The 16250-nt window shown below is 74.6% G+C and carries 18 protein-coding genes and 1 pseudogene; 9 read left to right on the top strand and 10 right to left on the bottom strand.

Annotated elements, in window-relative coordinates:
* Positions 1-3 precede the first annotated feature (3 nt).
* On the top strand, positions 4-2511 hold the full coding sequence (locus C0R66_RS16355) for a DEAD/DEAH box helicase (RefSeq protein WP_338418201.1): 2508 nt from the start codon (positions 4-6) through the stop codon (positions 2509-2511).
* Positions 2454-2654 carry a hypothetical protein gene (locus tag C0R66_RS19680; RefSeq protein WP_338418235.1) on the top strand — a complete coding sequence of 67 codons (201 nt, stop codon included), beginning with the start codon at positions 2454-2456 and terminating at the stop codon, positions 2652-2654. Before C0R66_RS16355 ends, C0R66_RS19680 begins: the two co-directional genes overlap by 58 nt.
* Positions 2655-2706: 52 nt before the next feature.
* Here C0R66_RS19680 and C0R66_RS19685 read toward each other — a convergent pair.
* The 9 genes and pseudogenes from C0R66_RS19685 to ssd all read right to left on the bottom strand — a co-directional run.
* Positions 2707-3057 (bottom strand): annotated as a pseudogene (locus C0R66_RS19685) (Rv3654c family TadE-like protein); the annotation flags it as partial.
* On the bottom strand, positions 3054-3410 hold the full coding sequence (locus tag C0R66_RS16365; protein WP_101525597.1) for a TadE family protein: 357 nt from the start codon (positions 3408-3410) through the stop codon (positions 3054-3056). The pseudogene C0R66_RS19685 and the gene C0R66_RS16365, both read right to left, overlap by 4 nt.
* Positions 3407-3595, bottom strand: coding sequence for a DUF4244 domain-containing protein (locus C0R66_RS16370; protein ID WP_101525598.1), 189 nt, complete (start codon positions 3593-3595; stop codon positions 3407-3409). Before C0R66_RS16370 ends, C0R66_RS16365 begins: the two co-directional genes overlap by 4 nt.
* A 177-nt stretch (positions 3596-3772) precedes the next feature.
* Positions 3773-4147, bottom strand: coding sequence for a DUF1330 domain-containing protein (locus tag C0R66_RS16375; RefSeq protein WP_101525599.1), 375 nt, complete (start codon positions 4145-4147; stop codon positions 3773-3775).
* A 49-nt stretch (positions 4148-4196) separates the two neighbouring features.
* Positions 4197-5570 carry a hypothetical protein gene (locus tag C0R66_RS16380; RefSeq protein WP_158648083.1) on the bottom strand — a complete coding sequence of 458 codons (1374 nt, stop codon included), beginning with the start codon at positions 5568-5570 and terminating at the stop codon, positions 4197-4199.
* A 156-nt stretch (positions 5571-5726) separates the two neighbouring features.
* Positions 5727-6443 (bottom strand): type II secretion system F family protein, encoded by a 717-nt coding sequence (locus tag C0R66_RS16385; RefSeq protein WP_101525601.1) that lies wholly within the window; start codon positions 6441-6443, stop codon positions 5727-5729.
* Positions 6440-7222, bottom strand: coding sequence for a type II secretion system F family protein (locus C0R66_RS16390; protein WP_101525602.1), 783 nt, complete (start codon positions 7220-7222; stop codon positions 6440-6442). Before C0R66_RS16390 ends, C0R66_RS16385 begins: the two co-directional genes overlap by 4 nt.
* On the bottom strand, positions 7219-8391 hold the full coding sequence (locus C0R66_RS16395; RefSeq protein ID WP_101526326.1) for a TadA family conjugal transfer-associated ATPase: 1173 nt from the start codon (positions 8389-8391) through the stop codon (positions 7219-7221). The genes C0R66_RS16390 and C0R66_RS16395 overlap by 4 nt, the downstream gene beginning before the upstream one ends.
* Positions 8388-9434 (bottom strand): septum site-determining protein Ssd, encoded by a 1047-nt coding sequence (ssd, locus tag C0R66_RS16400; protein ID WP_101525603.1) that lies wholly within the window; start codon positions 9432-9434, stop codon positions 8388-8390. The genes C0R66_RS16395 and ssd overlap by 4 nt, the downstream gene beginning before the upstream one ends.
* A 168-nt stretch (positions 9435-9602) precedes the next feature.
* Here ssd and C0R66_RS16405 point away from each other — a divergent pair, with 168 nt between their 5' ends.
* The gene (locus tag C0R66_RS16405) at positions 9603-10397 is read left to right on the top strand and encodes an HAD family hydrolase (RefSeq protein WP_101525604.1); all 795 of its coding nucleotides are present in this window, start codon (positions 9603-9605) and stop codon (positions 10395-10397) included.
* A 308-nt stretch (positions 10398-10705) separates the two neighbouring features.
* Here C0R66_RS16405 and C0R66_RS16410 read toward each other — a convergent pair whose 3' ends face one another.
* On the bottom strand, positions 10706-11431 hold the full coding sequence (locus C0R66_RS16410) for a Fic family protein (protein WP_101525605.1): 726 nt from the start codon (positions 11429-11431) through the stop codon (positions 10706-10708).
* A 30-nt stretch (positions 11432-11461) separates the two neighbouring features.
* Here C0R66_RS16410 and C0R66_RS16415 point away from each other — a divergent pair, with 30 nt between their 5' ends.
* Genes C0R66_RS16415 through C0R66_RS20015 form a run of 6 tightly spaced genes read left to right on the top strand, consistent with a single transcriptional unit; the run spans position 11462 to position 16210 of the window.
* Positions 11462-12379: a class I SAM-dependent methyltransferase gene (locus tag C0R66_RS16415; RefSeq protein ID WP_101525606.1), complete on the top strand. Its 918-nt coding sequence runs from the start codon at positions 11462-11464 to the stop codon at positions 12377-12379.
* 53 nt (positions 12380-12432) lie between these two features.
* A complete protein-coding gene (locus C0R66_RS16420) occupies positions 12433-13554 on the top strand; it encodes a sensor histidine kinase (RefSeq protein ID WP_101525607.1) in 1122 nt (373 codons plus the stop codon).
* On the top strand, positions 13551-14279 hold the full coding sequence (locus C0R66_RS16425; protein WP_101525608.1) for a LytR/AlgR family response regulator transcription factor: 729 nt from the start codon (positions 13551-13553) through the stop codon (positions 14277-14279). The genes C0R66_RS16420 and C0R66_RS16425 overlap by 4 nt, the downstream gene beginning before the upstream one ends.
* A 16-nt stretch (positions 14280-14295) precedes the next feature.
* A complete protein-coding gene (locus tag C0R66_RS16430; RefSeq protein WP_101525609.1) occupies positions 14296-14688 on the top strand; it encodes a DUF485 domain-containing protein in 393 nt (130 codons plus the stop codon).
* Positions 14685-15671, top strand: coding sequence for a sodium/solute symporter (locus C0R66_RS20010; protein WP_277869132.1), 987 nt, complete (start codon positions 14685-14687; stop codon positions 15669-15671). The genes C0R66_RS16430 and C0R66_RS20010 overlap by 4 nt, the downstream gene beginning before the upstream one ends.
* Positions 15653-16210 (top strand): sodium:solute symporter family transporter, encoded by a 558-nt coding sequence (locus tag C0R66_RS20015; RefSeq protein ID WP_277869133.1) that lies wholly within the window; start codon positions 15653-15655, stop codon positions 16208-16210. Before C0R66_RS20010 ends, C0R66_RS20015 begins: the two co-directional genes overlap by 19 nt.
* Positions 16211-16250: the final 40 nt, after the last annotated feature.

Raw genomic sequence — 16250 nt, forward strand, 5'->3', positions numbered from 1 at the left:
GACGTGACAGTCACAACCACCGGCCTCGCGTCGACCGCGGCCTCGCACATGGGCGAGGTCGTCTCGCGCCTTGGGCACGTGCCGGGCCGGGAGGACAGGCTGCGCCACGTGCAGGCGCTGCCCCGGCGGGAGGCCGTCTTCGAGGAGTGGCCCGACTGGACTCACCCGGTGGTTCGGGCGGCCTACGAGCGTCGCGGGATCACCACTCCCTGGCGTCACCAGGTGGCCGCCGCCGACGCGGTGTGGACCGGACAGCACGTCGTGCTTGCGACGGGCACCGCCTCGGGCAAGTCGCTGGCCTACCAGCTGCCCGCGCTCTCCCGGGTGCTGGCGCGGCGCGGCTCCCGCGACGAACGGGGCGCCGGGGTGCTCTACCTCTCCCCCACCAAGGCCCTGGCCAACGACCAGCTGACCGGGATTCTCGCCCTCGACACCGGGGTCCGCGCCACCACGCACGACGGCGACAGCACCCGGGAGATGCGCGACTGGGCCCGCGACCACGCCGAGTACGTCCTGACCAACCCGGACATGCTGCACCGCTCGCTGCTTCCTGCTCACCAGCGCTGGGCCCGGTTCCTGGCCAAGCTGGAGATCGTGGTGATCGACGAGTGCCACCACTACCGGGGGGTGTTCGGGGCGCACGTCGCCCACGTGCTGCGCCGGCTCCGCCGCGTGTGCGCGCTGTACGGCGCGTCGCCGACCTTCGTGCTGCTCTCCGCGACGGTGGCCGAGCCGGAGGAGGCTGCCCGACGGCTGACCGGTCTGGACGTGCTGCCGATGACCGCGGACCACTCCCCGCGCGGCGAGGTGTCGGTGGCGCTGTGGGAGCCGCCGCTGACCTCCTTCACCGGCGAGAACGGCGCCCCGGTACGCCGTGCCGCGTCCTCGGAGACCGCCGACCTGCTCGCCGACCTGGTGGCGGAGGGAGTGCGCACCCTGGCGTTCATCCGGTCCCGGCGCGGCGCCGAGCAGGTGGCGGTGCGGACCGCGGACCTCCTGGCCAAGGTGGACCCGTCGCTCCCCAGCCGGGTGGCCGCCTATCGCGGCGGCTACCTGCCCGAGGAGCGCCGGGCACTGGAGTCGTCGCTGCGCCGGGGCGACCTGATCGGTCTCGCCGCCACGAACGCCCTGGAGCTGGGGATCGACATCCGCGGGCTGGACGCGGTGCTGCTGGCGGGGTTCCCCGGGACCCGTGCCGCGATGTGGCAGCAGATCGGCCGGGCCGGGCGCGACGGGCAGGACGCGCTCGCGGTGCTGGTCGCCCGTGACGACCCCCTGGACACCTACCTCGTCTCGCACCCGCAGATGCTGCTCGGCGCACCGGTGGAGGCGACGGTCTTCGACCCCGACAACCACTACGTGCTGGCGCCCCACCTGTGCGCGGCGGCCCACGAGTCGCCGCTGACCGAGGCCGACCTGCCCCTCTTCGGGCCGCAGGCCCGGATCGCGGTCGACGGGCTGACCGCTGCCGGCATGCTCCGGCGCCGGCCCCACGGCTGGTTCTGGACCGACCGGAGGAGACCCAGCGACCTCACCGACATCCGATCGACCGGGGGCCAGGCCTTCCAGCTGGTCGAGGAGGAGAGCGGGCGGGTGGTCGGCACGGTGGACGCGAGCAGCGCGCACGGCACGGCGCACCCCGGCGCCGTCTACCTGCACCGGGGCGAGACCTGGTTGGTCTCCGAGCTGGACCTGGACGAGCACGTCGCGATGATCGGACGGGCCCACGTCGACTACTCCACCTCCGCCCGGGAGACGACCGAGATCAGCGTCGTCTCGGAACGGGAGCACCAGCGCTGGGGCGACTGCCGCCTGGTCCTGGGCGAGGTGGACGTCACCCACCAGGTGGTCTCGTTCCTCAAACGACGCCAACCCAGCGGCGAGGTGATGGCGGAGGAGCCGCTGGACCTGCCCCCACGGAGCTTGCGCACCACCGCGGTGTGGTGGAGCGTGCCCGACCACGCGCTGGAGGCCGCGGGACTGGCGACCGCCGAGCTGCCCGGTGCGGCCCACGCCGCCGAGCACTGCTCCATCGGCCTGCTCCCGCTCTTCGCCACCTGCGACCGGTGGGACATCGGCGGCGTCTCCACCGCACGCCACCCCGACACCGGGGTGCTCACCGTCTTCGTGCACGACGGCCACCCCGGCGGCGCCGGTTTCGCTGAGCGAGGGTTCCACGCCGCCCGCGCCTGGCTGACCGCGACCCGCGACACAATCGCGGCCTGCGAGTGCCTCGAGGGGTGCCCCTCGTGCATCCAGTCCCCAAGTGCGGCAACCAGAACAACCCCCTGGACAAGGCCGGTGCCCTGCGGCTGCTGGAGCTCCTTCTCGGAGAGCCGCACCGCGAGTAGGTTCTACTCATGGTGCTTCTCGGTCTGGTCTTCGTCGCCGTCGGTGTCCTGGCCATCCTGTCCGCCACCTTCGTCAGCGAGGGCAACGCAGAGCTGCTCGGCATGGACCTCAGCGCCCTGGCCATCTTCCTGGTGGGCGTCGCCGCAGGCGCCTGCGTGATCTGGGGCCTCAGCATCCTGAAGTGGGGGACCAAGCGCGGGCTCGCCAGCCGGCGCGAGCAGAAGGAGCTGCGCGAGCTCCACGCCAAGCTCGAGCGCGTGGAGGGTGAGCGCCACGGGGAGCAGCCCACCACCGAGAGCTGAACCTGGATCCAGGAGGATCCGCACCGGCACCGGAGCCGCTGGGCCCAGCACGGGCGCGAGCCGTCAGGTCACCGCCGTGACCGCGCATCCGCGGCCCCTGGACCGAGACCTGGACCGCCAGCTCCTGTCCCGAGACGCTGCAGCCCTGCATCGTGGCGCCGTTGGCGACCACCACCTCCGCGGCTGCGGCGCAGCCGTCCCCACCCTGCTGGAGGACGGCCGCGCCGGCGAGCGCGCCGAGGTCGGCAGCGGACTGGGCGATCCGGTGCCGGTGCACCATGGTTGCGGCCGTGCTCAGCGCGACGGCCACCAGCACCAGCACCGAGACCATGGTGAGGACCAGCATGGACGCCGCACCCCGCGCGTCACGGCTCCGCTCGCGCCCCGGCTCGACCGTGCTCACGGCGCCTCGGTCAAGGTGACCGCCTCCGCCTCCAGCCGGGCTCCGGGCAGTCGGGCGAACAGACCCCCGGGGCCCGCCAGGCGTCCCTGGACCCGGACCACCACGTGGCTGTCGCTGCGCGAGACGACGATCCGGGACCCGCCCGGAGCCACGGCGTGACCGGCCGCCACCGCGGCGGCCTCGGAGTCGCCGCGCGCCATCGCGCGCGCGGTCTCCCGGGCGGCATCCACGGTGCGGACCTGGGCCATGGCCACCGCCAGCAACCAGACCAGACCGACCGTGAGCGCCGTCAGGAGAGGCAGCCCCAGGGCGAGCTCGGCGGTGACCGCGCCACGTTCGCAGCGCCGTCTCACCCGATGCCCAGCAACGACAGGACGTGGTCGAAGAGGGTCTTGAGGAGCTTGTCACCGAACCCGCCGGTGACCAGCTTGTAGAGCACCCCCGCGAGCCCGGCGCCCGCCGCCGTGCCGACGGCGTACTCCGCCGTGGTGATGCCCTGCTCGTCGGTGCTGCCCTGCTCGTCGTGGAACCTGTTCATGCGACCTCCCGATGTCGAGCCACGTGGTGTGGCCTGGTGACACCAGCCTCGGGGCGCACCGGGCCCCCGAGCAGGGCCGGCGCTGCGGCCTGTGGACAGGCGGGCAGGGAGCCCCCCTGTGGAGGACTGGGCGACGATTCCGCCTCTCCACCCGGCCCACAAAGAGGCCGGTGCGGTTCAGTCCGGGCGGTCCACGGCGATGACCGTGGTGGGCTGGAGCACCGCCTCGCTCAGCGCCCGGGACCGCAGTTGGGCGACCTCGGCGTACGCCTCGTCCTCGGCCATCGCGCAGAACGCCGCGGGCGAGGGGTACCAGACCAGCATCACCGCGTCCCAGGACCTCTCCCGGTCCGGGACGAGGGCCGGCAGGCCCTTGCCGAAGAACAGCACCCGCGCTCCCGCCGCCTCGACGAAAGACTCGGCACGGCGGAGGTAGTCGGTGTAGAGCTCCCGTCCGCCCTCGGCGTACCGGAGGAGGTTGAGCATCGCGAAGGGCCGGTCGGGCGCCTCGTCCAGGAACTGCTGCAGGTCGTGCGGGGTGGGGTCAACCATCCGGGCTCCTCGGTGTCGCGCCACGGGCCGGGCGCCCAGGTGCGCCGCGTCAGCCCGTGGCCTGCTCGGAGGAGAGCGTCGCAGGTCGTGGGTCGAGCGCGGCCAGAACCCCTCGGCGCACCCCCACCGCCACCGTCGCCATCCAGGCCGAGCAGGTGGGCGTGTCCGGGTGCCGGGCCTCCAGCAGCGCGCCGGAGGACAGGCAGCTGATCGCGGCGTGCACCTGGGCGCTGGCCGGGACGTGGCCCAGGAACCCGTGCGCCTTGCTGGCCCGCCAGCCCTGTCGCGGCACCGCGCGGTGGTCGGCGACCGCCAGCACGAGCTCCGGCTCGACGGGCCGGTCCAGCAAGGACCGCACCACCGGCAGCGGCAGCTGCGCCGCCTCGGTCATCCGGTCGAGGACCGCGGTCGTGCGCGCCAGCACGGTGGCAAGCTCGAGCCCCGGCTCCAGGTCGAGGACGAGGGGCCCGAGCTTGGCGAACCAGCCCACGGCTCCCTCCTGACCGGGCGGCCTCCCCGGCACCGCCACCAGGGCACGTAGCCGGTTGGGTCCCGGCTCCAGGCCCGCGATGGAGGAGACGAGGAGCGCGAGGAAGATCTGCTCCAGGCTGCTGCCCCAGGAGCGGCCCAGCTCGTCCAGCTCCCGGACCTCGCCGGGGGTGGCCACCGGCATCGTGGTCAGCTCGTGCCCCCACCGTTCACCGCTCCTGACCCCCGAGCTCGGCGGAGCCGGCACAGCCGACCCGTCCTCCAGCAGGGCGCGCCAGTCCGCCAGCCGCGGGTCGTCCGGGCCCACCTCCCGCAGGCGGTCCGCCTCCTCCTGCGCGTGGTCCAGGTGACTGCCCGGCCGCGCCAGGCAGGGGTCGGGGGCGTCTGCGGCGGAGTAGGCGTGGTGCAGCAGCGGCAGCTCGTCGGCCGCCGCGTACATCGACTGCACGTCGAACGTCACGTGGTCGAACGCCGCGTAGAGCGTCAGCCCCACCTCGCTCTCGACGGTCACGAACCCGGCGCGCGGCCACACGTGCGGCTGCGCGTGCGAGGCGAGATGCTCGACCACGGCGGCGTGCGTCTCCTGGACTCCGCCGTAGTGCCCGACCGGCAGCGGCTCGAACTCGACCGTGCCGGGCGACGCCAGCCTCCTGCGGTGCCGCACGCCGTCAGGCACGTAGTCGCAGCGCAGGCTCTCGTGCCGGTCGAAGAAGCTGGCCAGGGCCGCGGCCACCGACGTGCTGGTCGGTGCTGTCAGGACGACGGAGAAGCCGATCCACGGCGCCTCGGCCGGATCCAGAGACGAGGCTCCGGCACTGGCCAGGAGATGACTCTCCTGGTCCTCGGTCAGGGGCCGCGCGTCCGGCGGTGCCCCTCGTACGGCGCGTACGCAACCAGGTGTCGGCACCCATGCGGTGACGACACCGGGGCGCACGTGAGCCGCGCCTAGATGTGTGGTGCGCATAACCCTGCCTCCCAACCGGGTTCCCCGAACACGGACGTCTTGCGGACACCGGGAACGGGCCCCTCACTGTCGGGCACCCGGACAAGAGGTGTCAATGGTCTAGTCCGCCGACCGCCGTTCAACGACTCACTCCCACGCCAGCTGGGAGACCAGGCCGGCCACCAGCGGGACGATGCCGAGGAGCAGGAACGCAGGGAGCAGGCACAGCCCCAGCGGCAGCGCGGCCCGCACCCCCACGGCACGCGCCCGGTCCTCGGTCCCGGCCCGCTCCTCCTCCGCCAGCGCCGTCGCCAGCGCCTCCACGGCCACCAGCACCGAGGCTCCCGTCTGGTGGGCCCGGGCCAGCGCCCGGCCCAGTGGCCCCACCCCGGGATCCTGGCCCAGGTCTGCCCACACCAAGGCCGGGTCGACGCCCAGCTGGAGCCGCGACCGGGTGGCGGCGAAGGCGTCCGCCGCGGCGCCGGGCAGGGCCGTGCAGGCGGCGCCGAGTGCGGCGCCGGGCGGCGCACCGGACCGCAGTCCCGCCGCGAGCAGGCCGACGAGGTGCGGCAGGTCCCGTGCGGTCTGCTCCCGCGCCCGGCGTACGGCGGCCGGCTCGACGGCGCGCAGCACCCGCCAGCAGCCGATCGCCGCGGCGACGCCCAGCACCGTGCCGGCCGGACCGCCCACGAACAGCTGGACACCGAGTCCGGCCAGCGCGGAGCCGACCGTGATCGCGGCCCTGCGCCCGGACGGGCGGGCACCGGTCTGCGACGGGCGACCTGGCACCCGGGACCCGAGCTCCGGGCCCGGACCGACGAGCAGCGCCGCGGTCAGACCGGCGAGCAGCGCGGCGGTGATCATGCGTGCCGCTCCACGCCCTCGGCGATGGCCTCGATCCACCACGTGCCCAGGAACGCCAGGCCCAGACCGCCGACCAGGCAGCCGCCCCCGACCGGGGTCCCCAGGAGGAACGTCCACGGCGCGGTGCCGGCACCCGAGCCGGCCAGGAGCGCCAGCCCGGGCAACGCCACCAGCAGCCGCGCGGTCGCCCGGGCCGAGGCCAGCTCTGAGGCCACCACCCGTCGGGTCGAGCGGACCGCGCGCAGCCCGGCCGCAACCTTGGCCAACGCCTCACCGAGTCCCTCGCCACTGCGGTGGGCCACCTGCCACGCCGCAGCGACCAGCCGCAGGTCCGGATGTCCCGCACCCCGCAACGCCGCCGGTACGTCGGCGCCGAACCGGCTCGCCCGCACGGCGGGCGTGAGCTCGGGACAGGCCCGGGCCGCGAGCTCCAGTGCGGACTCCGGGGTCCGCCCGGCGGCGAGCTCGTCGGCCAGCACGGTGCAGCCCTCGAGCACCCGGTCCGCCGCGGACAGCGCCGCGGCGCGGGCCCGGCGCTGGCGAACCAGGACCAGGACCCCTCGACCGACGGCGGTCAGCACGGCGGGCACCAGGATGCCGCCCGGGCCCCACACCGCCAGCAGCACCAGGGCCGCGGCGACCACCGCCACCATGCTCGCCACCGGCACCCGGCGCCCGTCCGAGTCGGCGCCGGCCACCGCGGGGCGAGGAGGCAGCAGCAGCGCGGCCGCGCAACCCGCCGACACCGCGGTCGAGGCCACCGTCAGAGCGACGGTCATCCCAGCCTCCGGGCGAGGTCGTCGGCGGCCGGGCCCTCCACGAGCCGGCCGTCGGCGGTGAACTCCAGGGCGCAGCGGATCCGATCCCCCTCGCTCGTCGGCGAGGGCAGCGCCACCTGGGCGAGTCGGCGTACCCCGTCGCGGCCTCGGACCACGTGCAGCACCAGGTCCACGGCGGCGGCGAGCTGGCTCGCCGCGGCTGCCCGGCCCAGTCCGGCCGTGGCGGCGAGCGCCTCGATCCGTGCCGGCACCTGGGTGGCGGAGTTGGCGTGCAGCGTGCCCGCGCCGCCCTCGTGCCCGGTGTTCATCGCGGCCAGCAGGTCGACCACCTCGGCACCGCGGACCTCGCCGACGACCAGCCGGTCAGGACGCATCCGCAGTGCCTGGCGCACCAGGGTGCGCAGGTCGAGTCCCCCCTTGCCCTCGATGTTGGGAGGACGCGCCTCCAGAGCCACGACGTGGGGATGCACCGGTCGCAGCTCGGAGGAGTCCTCGACCAGCACGATCCGCTCCTGCGGCGGCACCAGTCCGAGCATCGTGGCCAGCAGGGTCGTCTTGCCGGAGCCCGTGCCCCCGCTGATCAGGTAGGCCAGCCGTCCCGTCACCACGTCTCGCAGCAGTCGAGCGCCAGGTCCGGTCAGGGTGCCGGCGGCCACCAGGTCCTCGAGCCCGAACGCACGCGCCCGCGGCACGCGCAGGGAGACCAGGGTGCCGGGACGGGCCACCGGTGCGAGCACCGCGTGGAACCGGGTGCCGTCGGGCAGGCGCACGTCGCAGCACGGAGTCGCGTCGTCGAGGCGTCGGCCGCCCAGGCCGGCCAGCCGCTGCGCCAGCCGGCGTACCTCCTCCTCGCTGCCCAGCACCACCTCGGTCTGCTCCAGGCCGTCGCCGCGGTCCACCCAGACCGGGCCCGGCCCGTTCACCAGCACGTCGGTCACCTCCCGGTCCCCCATCAGCGGCTCCAGGACCCCGACACCGAACGCGGTGCTGCGCAGCACCGCGTGCACGGCCCGCACCTCCTCGGCGCCCAGGGGCAGGCCCCGACTGCGCAGCACCTCCGCCACCCGGTGAGGGGTGACCTCCCCGTGCTCCCGGGCCAGCTGGTCGCGCACCGCCTCGACCAGCTCCGGGGGCGGTCCCGGCGTCTGGGCGACGCCCCCCGTGATCATGCCGCCCACCCCCGGTCGACCGTGCTCAGCAGCCGCGCCGCGGCCCGTCCCAGGGCGCCTCTGCCGCCGCGCACCGGGCCCAGGCCCAGGTCCACCGACTCCTCCATCCCGCGCTGCTCGGGCACCTCCGCCAGCACCTCGGCACCCACGGCTCGTGCCACCGTCTCCGGCGACAGGCCCCGGCCGCGGACCACCAGGGCGCCTCGCCCCTCGAGCGCGGCCACCTGACGGGTCGCCGCAGCCACCCCGGTCAGCGTCGGTCGCACCACCACCAGCAGCCGGTCGCACCTGGTCAGCAGCTCGGAGGTCGCGGGACCCGCTCGGCGCGGGAGGTCGACCACCACCAGGTCGTGGGCGCGCCGGGCGGCCTCCAGGGTCTCGCGCAGCACCCCGGCCGACGGCTCGACCTCGAGCGGACCTCCCCAGGTGAGGACCCCGAGCTGGCCGCGCCGCGGGACGGAGTCCCGCAGCGACGCCCCGCTGAGGCGGCCGGAGGTGCCCGCCAGGGCGTCCCAGCGCAGACCGGGCACGCCGTCCAGCCCCAGGACCCGATCGGCACCCGGGCCCAACGGGTCGGTGTCCATCAGGAGCACCGGTCCGTGGGCGGACCCGACCTGAGCGAGGGCGCAGGCCAGCGTGGTGGCGCCGGCGCCCCCGGAGCCAGGCATCACCGCCAGCACCCGGCCGGGCGGCCTGGGATCGCCGAGCTCGGAGAAGAGCTGTCCCAGCCAGTCTGCCGCCGCCCCCAGCTCCAGCACGGACTCGGCCCCGAGCACCACGGCGCTGCGGAACAGCCACCCCTGCGCCTCGCCGCGGCTCACCACGTGCACCCCCGCCCGACGGGGCGGCCGGAGCAGGGCCAGGCCGTCGGCCAGGTCCGCCCCCACCAGGACCACCTCGGCCCGGCCCCACGCCCGCAGCGCCACCGCCTCCTGTCCCGCCACCTCGGGCACCACCCCCGCCGCTGCGGCGAGCCGCTGCACCTCGTCGAGCAGCCCGTCGTCCCGCGAGACCAGCAACACCGTGAACCCTGGATCCGTCATGGCACGACGCTCCCGCACCCGGCCGCCCGGCGCCGGCGAGGACGGCGCCCCTGTGGACAACCCCGCTGCCGGTCAGTGGCACGCCCCGGCTGTGGAGGATTCGCGGCCGGGAAGGTGCAGGCTCGACGTTCTGTCCCCACCCGGGAGTGGCCGACCTACGATGGGGACATGTCCCGCCCGTCCGCGGCCTTCTTCGACCTCGACAAGACGATCATCGCCCGATCGAGCACCCTGGCCTTCTCGCGCCCGTTCCAGGCGGGTGGACTGATCACGCGCCGGGCGATGCTGCGATCGGCGTACGCACAGTTCGTCTACGCGGTCGGCGGGGCCGACCACGACCAGATGGAGAAGATGCGGCAGTTCATGTCCCAGCTGTGCGCCGGCTGGGACGTGGCCACGGTCCGCGAGATCGTCGCCGACACCCTGCACAACGTCGTCGACCCGCTGGTCTACGCCGAGGCGGTCAGCCTCATCGACGAGCACAAGCGCGAGGGCCGCGACGTCGTCATCGTCTCCACCAGCGGCTCCGAGGTGGTCGAGCCGATCGGCGCCATGCTGGGCGCAGACCGGGTGGTCGCCACCCGGCTGAAGATCGTGGACGGGAAGTACTCCGGCGAGATCGAGTACTACGCCTACGCCGAGGAGAAGGCCAACGCGATCCGTCGGCTCGCCGAGGAGATGGGCTACGACCTGGACGAGTCGTTCGCCTACAGCGACTCCGTGACCGACGTCCACATGCTCGAGGCCGTGGGGCACCCCTACGCGGTGAACCCGGACAAGCAGCTGCGTCGCACGGCCGTCGAGCGGGGCTGGCCGGTGCTGGTCTTCAACCGTCCGGTGGCGCTGCGCAGCCGGGCCAGCCTGCCGCAGGGTCCCACGCTGGCCGCGCTCGCGGTGGGCGGCGCCTTCGCCGTCGGCGGGTACGTCTGGGCCAACGCGCGCAAGCGTCCGCACTCCGGCTGAGGGTCCCGCGGGGCACGCCCGACTCACCGGTCACCGAACCCGTCGAGCGCGGGTGTCCGCCCGTCAGATCGGGTGCCCAAAGTCAACCCTTGAAGGGGGTGACCGGGGAGCGTAGACAGGAGTGCAGAACTCCACAGAGCAGCACGTGATCCAGGCACCCACGCGGCGATCAACCCTTCGAAAGGGCCGATGGTGGGGCGGATTCAGTTCCGCCCACCACAACCTGGTGCACGCTTGGTAACCGGGAGTCACGTGTCAGCGGCGGCATCCGCACCCTCCGGGGTCGGGTGCCGCTCGCATGCGGCGGCTCAGTCGGCGGGACGGCGCAGCGGGCTGGCCTCGGCCCCGGCGGTGTAGGCCTCCGCGGCGTACAGCGCCCAGGACTGCACCCCACGCTCGCCACCGTCGCGGTAGGCGCGCAGGTTGGACTCGTACTGCGGACGCAGCGCCAGGTGGCCGGCCTCGGGGACCACCAGCGACTTGGCGTCCACCCCTCGGGAGACCAGGACCAGCCGCTCCGCTGCCCGGGCCACGATCCCGTTGTGGGAGGCGAACGGCAGGGCGGTGGCGAGGTCGGCGTGGACCATCGCTGCCACCAGGAGCGCCGGCGCGCCGGTGTCGGCGAGCAGCAGGTCGGTGACGCCGCGGAGCCGCTGGGCCGAGGCGCCGTCCCGGGGGCGGCCGAGCTCCTCGGCGGGCAGTGACGTCGCCGCCACGACGCTGTGCAGCCGGGCGAGTGCCTGCATCGGCGCCTGCTTCATCAGCGGGGCCAGGGAGAGCTCGACGGCCGAGAGCCGTACGGCGTCCTCCGCGATCGCGTCGCCCTCGCCCGCACGGACCTGGGCCAGGGTCGACCCAGATCCCTCGAGCACGGCGCTGGCGTGCGCTCCCCGGAGCAGCGACTCGGCCGTCATCTCCGGCGACGTGCGGCGCAGGCCCCGGTCGCGCAGCATCACGTCGATGCCGTCCCGGGTAGCGGCGTAGGCCGAGGACACACCCTCCAGGCCGGACAACCACGCCAGGGGATCCGTCATCACGACAGCAACGCTAGTAGCCTCGGACCGATGACCGACGAGCAGCCCCCGGACCCGACCCGATCGCCGGACCACTCCCCCGTCGTCGGGGCAGGCGTCGGGGCGCGCGTCGGCACCCGCGTCCTGGCCCGGGCGCACGAGCGGGGCCGTCCCGAGTTCCCAAGAGCCGCAGCGGACTGGCTGGCGGCCGGCGAGGCCCGCACCGTCCTGGAGCTCGGCGCCGGCACCGGCAAGCTGACCCGGGTGCTGCTGGCCGCCGGTCACGACGTGCACGCCTGCGACCCCGACGAGGCGATGCTGGAGGTGCTGCGCGACACCCTCCCCGGAGTCCGCGCCAGCACCTGGTCCGGCGGGGACCTCCCCGCTGCGGACCGCTCGGTCGACGTGGTCGTCTGCGTGGACACCTTCGAGTCGCTGGACCACGAGCGGGCGCTGCCGGAGATCGCCCGGGTGCTCAAGCCCGGCGGACACCTCGCGGTGGTCCACCACGAGCGGGACGAGCGCATCCCCTGGGTACGCCGGCTGGGCCGGCTGCTGGGCACCACCGCGCGGCGCGCGGTCGACGAGCCCGGCTCCACCCACGAGGTGCTGGTGCACTCCACGCTGTTCAGCTTCGTGGAGGAGAGCTCCTTCAAGTCCTGGCAGGACGTCAACCGCGAGACCGTGGTGGACCTGGCCCGGTCCCACCTGGGCGGCCGCGACGAGGACGAGCTGGACCAGGCGCTCGCCGAGGTCGTCGCCTTCTACGACGAGTTCGGCCGCGGCATGGACGGCATGCAGCTGCCGTACGTGGTGCGCGGCCACCGCACCCAGGTGGTCCACCAGCCCGGCCTCTTCGCCGACGGCGGAGCGCTGGGCGAGCTGCCGGAGCCCGAGGACGCCGCCGTCGCCGGCAGCTTCCTGTCCGACGGCACGGACACCGACATGCTGCTGATCGACTTCCGCTAGCCGCCGGGCGCGACGTCCCGGACGAGCGCCGGAGACGTGAGTAGCGTGCGGCCATGGCGTCCTGGCGTCCCTGGCGGCGTACCCACCTCGGCACGGAGGCGGACCGGGCGACCTTCCACACCCTGCACACCGCGTCCCTGGCCTCCCCGGCGCTGCGGGAGGGGCTGACCACCGCCAGCGCCCAGCGGTCCGTCAAGCACCTGCGGGCCCTGCTGGGCGTCCCGGCGGTGGCGCTGACCGACACCGCCGGGGTCCTGGCCTGGGACGGTGTCGGCAGCCACCACGTCCCCCAGGTTCCCGACCTGGTCGCCTCCGCCCTCGAGCACGACACCACTCGCGCCACCGAGGCCGCCGACCTGCCCTGCATCGACCCGGGCTGCCCGGTGCGGCACGCGATCGCCACCCCCCTGGTGGTGGAGGAGCGCACCGTCGGGATGCTGCTCGCCTTCGCCCCGCAACCGGCCGCGGGGCTGGTGCTGGCCACCCACGAGGTCGCCCGCTGGGTCAGCGGCCAGCTCGAGCTCGCCGAGCTCGACGCCCAGCGCACCCGCGCGATGGAGGCCGAGGTGCGGGCGCTGCGGGCCCAGATCAGCCCGCACTTCATCTACAACTCCCTGGGCGCCATCGCCAGCTTCGTGCGCACCGACCCCGACCGGGCCCGCGAGCTGCTGCTGGAGTTCGCCGACTTCACCCGCTACTCCTTCCGCAGCCACGGCGAGTTCACCACGCTGGCCGAGGAGCTGCGCTCCATCGAGCGCTACCTGATGCTGGAGCAGGCCCGGTTCGGCGACCGGCTGCGGGTCACCCTGCAGGTGGCGCCGGAGGTGCTCGCGGTGACGGTGCCCTTCCTGTGCGTGCAGCCCCTGGTGGAGAACGCCGTACGCCACGGGCTGGAGGCCGTCGAGGGGGTGGGCCACCTGCGGATCGTGGCCCGCGACCTGGACCAGGAGTGCCTGATCGAGGTCGAGGACAACGGGGTCGGGGAGGACCCGGAGCGGGTGCGGCGGGCGCTGGCGGGCGACGACTCCGGGGACTCGGTCGGTCTCGGGAACGTCGACGCACGGCTGCGCAACGCGTTCGGGGACGGCTACGGTCTCGTGGTCGAGACCGCACCGGGCGCCGGCACGAAGGTGATCGTGCGCGTGCCCAAGTTCGCCCCGGGAGTGCACCCATGAGCCAGACCGCCACCGGGCTGAGGGTGCTCGTCGTCGACGACGAGCGGCCCGCCCTCGACGAGCTCTCCTGGCTGCTGGCCCGCGACGCCCGGGTGGGCGAGGTGCTGACCTGCGACTCGGCCACCGAGGCCCTGCGGCTGCTGCGGGAGCACGAGGTGGACGCGGTCTTCCTCGACGTCTCCATGCCGGGCCTGACCGGGCTGGAGATGGCGCAGGTGCTGGCCCGGTTCAAGATCCCTCCCCCCGTCGTCTTCGTCACCGCGCACGAGCAGCACGCCGTGGAGGCCTTCGAGCTGCGGGCGGTCGACTACGTGCTCAAGCCGGTGCGCGAGGAGCGCCTGGCCGAGGCGGTACGCCGGGTGGTCGAGGGCGGCGGCTCCGCCGCGGCGGCGGCGCGGGAGCAGATCCCGGTGGAGCGGGCCGGGGTGACCCGGTTCATCAGCCGCGCCGACATCAGCCACGTGGAGGCCCAGGGCGACTACGCCCGGCTGCACACCGCCGCCGGGTCGCACCTGGTCCGCACCCCGCTGTCCACCCTGGAGGCCGAGTGGGCCGGAGCCGGGTTCGTGCGGATCCACCGGTCCCTGCTGGTCTCGGTGGCCCACATCGACCAGGTCCGGATGGAGGGGGGCCGGTGCACGGTGGTGGTCGCCGGCCGCGACCTCGCGGTGAGCCGCCGCCACACCCGGGAGCTGCGGGACCTGTTGACCCGCCGTACGTCCTGACCCACACTCGGCGTCCATGGAGCAGCCCGAGCCGCAGCGGGTCCGGGTGACCGGACCGCCGCGGCGGCACGGGCGGGCCCTGCGCCCGGGCACCGGCGACATCGACGCCGGCACCCGCGTCGGGGCGATCCTGATGGGCAGCCTGCTGGCCGAGCAGCGGCGGCTCGCGGGCTGGGTGCTCGCCACGCTGGTGCTCACCGTCTGCTCCTGGCCCCTGGTCTTCCACCTGTTCCCCGGTCTCTCGGACCTGCGGGTGCTGGGCATGCCCGTGCCCTGGCTGCTGCTCGGGTTCGTGGTCTACCCGCTGTTCGGGGGCCTGGGCTGGGTGTTCGTACGCCGTGCGGAGGCCAACGAGCGCGCCTTCTCCGAGCTGCTCGCCGAGGCGCTGCCCGAGGGCGAGGAGCCGTGACCGACTCCCTGGCCGGGGTGGTCGGGGTGGTGCTGGTGGTGGCCGCGACCCTGGCGATCGGCACCTGGGGGCTGCGCATCTCCCGCACCACCAGCGACTTCATGGTGGCCTCGCGCACCGTGCGACCGCGGCTCAACGCCTCGGCGATCGGCGGCGAGTACCTCTCCGCGGCGTCCTTCCTCGGGGTGGCCGGCCTGGTGCTCACCTTCGGCGCCGACATGCTCTGGTACCCGGTGGGCTGGACCGCGGGCTACCTGGTGCTGCTGGTGCTGGTGGCGGCGCCGCTGCGTCGTTCGGGGGCCTACACGCTGCCCGACTTCGCCGAGGCCCGGCTCCGCTCGCGCGGGGTGCGGGCGGTGTGCTCGGTGCTGGTGGTGGCCATCGGCTGGCTCTACCTGCTGCCCCAGTTCCAGGGCGCGGGCCTCACCCTGCGCACCGCCATCGGCGCCCCCGCCTGGGTCGGCACCGTGGTGGTGACCCTGGTGGTGCTGGCCAACGTCACCTCCGGCGGCATGCGCTCCATCACCTTCGTCCAGGCCTTCCAGTACTGGCTCAAGCTGTTCGCCATGCTGGTGCCCGCGGCGGTGCTGCTGGTGGTCTGGCTCGGTGACGGCGCCGCCAACCCCGCCGACGCCAGCTCCCCGCACGGCGCAGGCGGCTGGTCCATCCCGCTGGGCGAGGGCGGAGGGCAGGGCCTGTACGTCACCTACTCGCTGATCGTGGCCACCTTCCTGGGCACGATGGGCCTGCCGCACGTGGTGGTCCGCTTCTACACCAACCCCGACGGCCGGGCGGCGCGGCGCACCACGCTGGTGGTGCTGGCGCTGCTCGGCGCCTTCTACCTGCTGCCGCCGGTCTACGGCGCCCTGGGCCGGGTGTACGCCGCGGACCTGGCCGCGAGCGACCAGGCCGACTCCCTGGTGCTGGCGCTGCCCCGGGTGATGGTCCCGGGGGTGGGGGCGAGGTGCTCACCGGCCTGCTGACCGCCGGCGCGTTCGCCGCCTTCCTGTCCACCGCCTCGGGCCTGACCATCGCGGTGGCCGGGGTGCTGGCCCAGGACCTGACCGGGCGGCGCTTCGGCGCCAGGCGGCTGGCCGGAGTGGCGGCCTTCCGGGTGGGCGCGGCGCTCGCGGTGGTGCTGCCGGGGGCGCTGGCCCTGACCTCGATGGACGTCGGGATCGCCCGGGTGGTGGGACTGGCGTTCGCGGTGGCGGCCTCCACCTTCTGCCCGCTGCTGGTGCTGGGGATCTGGTGGCACGGCCTGACCGCGCCCGGGGCGATCGCCGGGCTGGTCGTCGGCGGCGTGGGCTCGGGGTTCGCCGTGGCGTGGACGCTGTTCACCTCCGCGACCACCGGGTGGACCGCCGTACTGCTGGGACAGCCGGCGGCGTGGAGCGTGCCGGCGGCCTTCCTCACCATGGTGCTGGTCAGCCGGGCCACGCGGGCCCGGGCACCGGTGGACGCGCGCCGCTTCATGGTGCGGCTGCACACCCCGGAGGCGCTCCCGCTGGACCGCGGCTGACCGTTCGTCGCGCCAGGACGACCGCTGGACGAGTCGCGGG

The sequence above is a fragment of the Nocardioides houyundeii genome (assembly GCF_002865585.1).
GTDB classification, from domain to species: Bacteria; Actinomycetota; Actinomycetes; order Propionibacteriales; family Nocardioidaceae; genus Nocardioides; species Nocardioides houyundeii.

What these genes read in the sequence shown, in the direction of transcription:
- C0R66_RS19680 (WP_338418235.1), top strand. Translation starts at nt 2,454, where the DNA reads ATGGACCTCAGCGCCCTGGCCATCTTCCTGGTGGGCGTCGCCGCAGGC.
- C0R66_RS16370 (WP_101525598.1), bottom strand. Translation starts at nt 3,595, where the DNA reads ATGAACAGGTTCCACGACGAGCAGGGCAGCACCGACGAGCAGGGCATC.
- C0R66_RS16375 (WP_101525599.1), bottom strand. Translation starts at nt 4,147, where the DNA reads ATGGTTGACCCCACCCCGCACGACCTGCAGCAGTTCCTGGACGAGGCG.
- C0R66_RS16385 (WP_101525601.1), bottom strand. Translation starts at nt 6,443, where the DNA reads ATGATCACCGCCGCGCTGCTCGCCGGTCTGACCGCGGCGCTGCTCGTC.
- C0R66_RS16390 (WP_101525602.1), bottom strand. Translation starts at nt 7,222, where the DNA reads ATGACCGTCGCTCTGACGGTGGCCTCGACCGCGGTGTCGGCGGGTTGC.
- C0R66_RS16395 (WP_101526326.1), bottom strand. Translation starts at nt 8,391, where the DNA reads ATGATCACGGGGGGCGTCGCCCAGACGCCGGGACCGCCCCCGGAGCTG.
- ssd (WP_101525603.1), bottom strand. Translation starts at nt 9,434, where the DNA reads ATGACGGATCCAGGGTTCACGGTGTTGCTGGTCTCGCGGGACGACGGG.
- C0R66_RS16405 (WP_101525604.1), top strand. Translation starts at nt 9,603, where the DNA reads ATGTCCCGCCCGTCCGCGGCCTTCTTCGACCTCGACAAGACGATCATC.
- C0R66_RS16410 (WP_101525605.1), bottom strand. Translation starts at nt 11,431, where the DNA reads ATGACGGATCCCCTGGCGTGGTTGTCCGGCCTGGAGGGTGTGTCCTCG.
- C0R66_RS16415 (WP_101525606.1), top strand. Translation starts at nt 11,462, where the DNA reads ATGACCGACGAGCAGCCCCCGGACCCGACCCGATCGCCGGACCACTCC.
- C0R66_RS16420 (WP_101525607.1), top strand. Translation starts at nt 12,433, where the DNA reads ATGGCGTCCTGGCGTCCCTGGCGGCGTACCCACCTCGGCACGGAGGCG.
- C0R66_RS16425 (WP_101525608.1), top strand. Translation starts at nt 13,551, where the DNA reads ATGAGCCAGACCGCCACCGGGCTGAGGGTGCTCGTCGTCGACGACGAG.
- C0R66_RS16430 (WP_101525609.1), top strand. Translation starts at nt 14,296, where the DNA reads ATGGAGCAGCCCGAGCCGCAGCGGGTCCGGGTGACCGGACCGCCGCGG.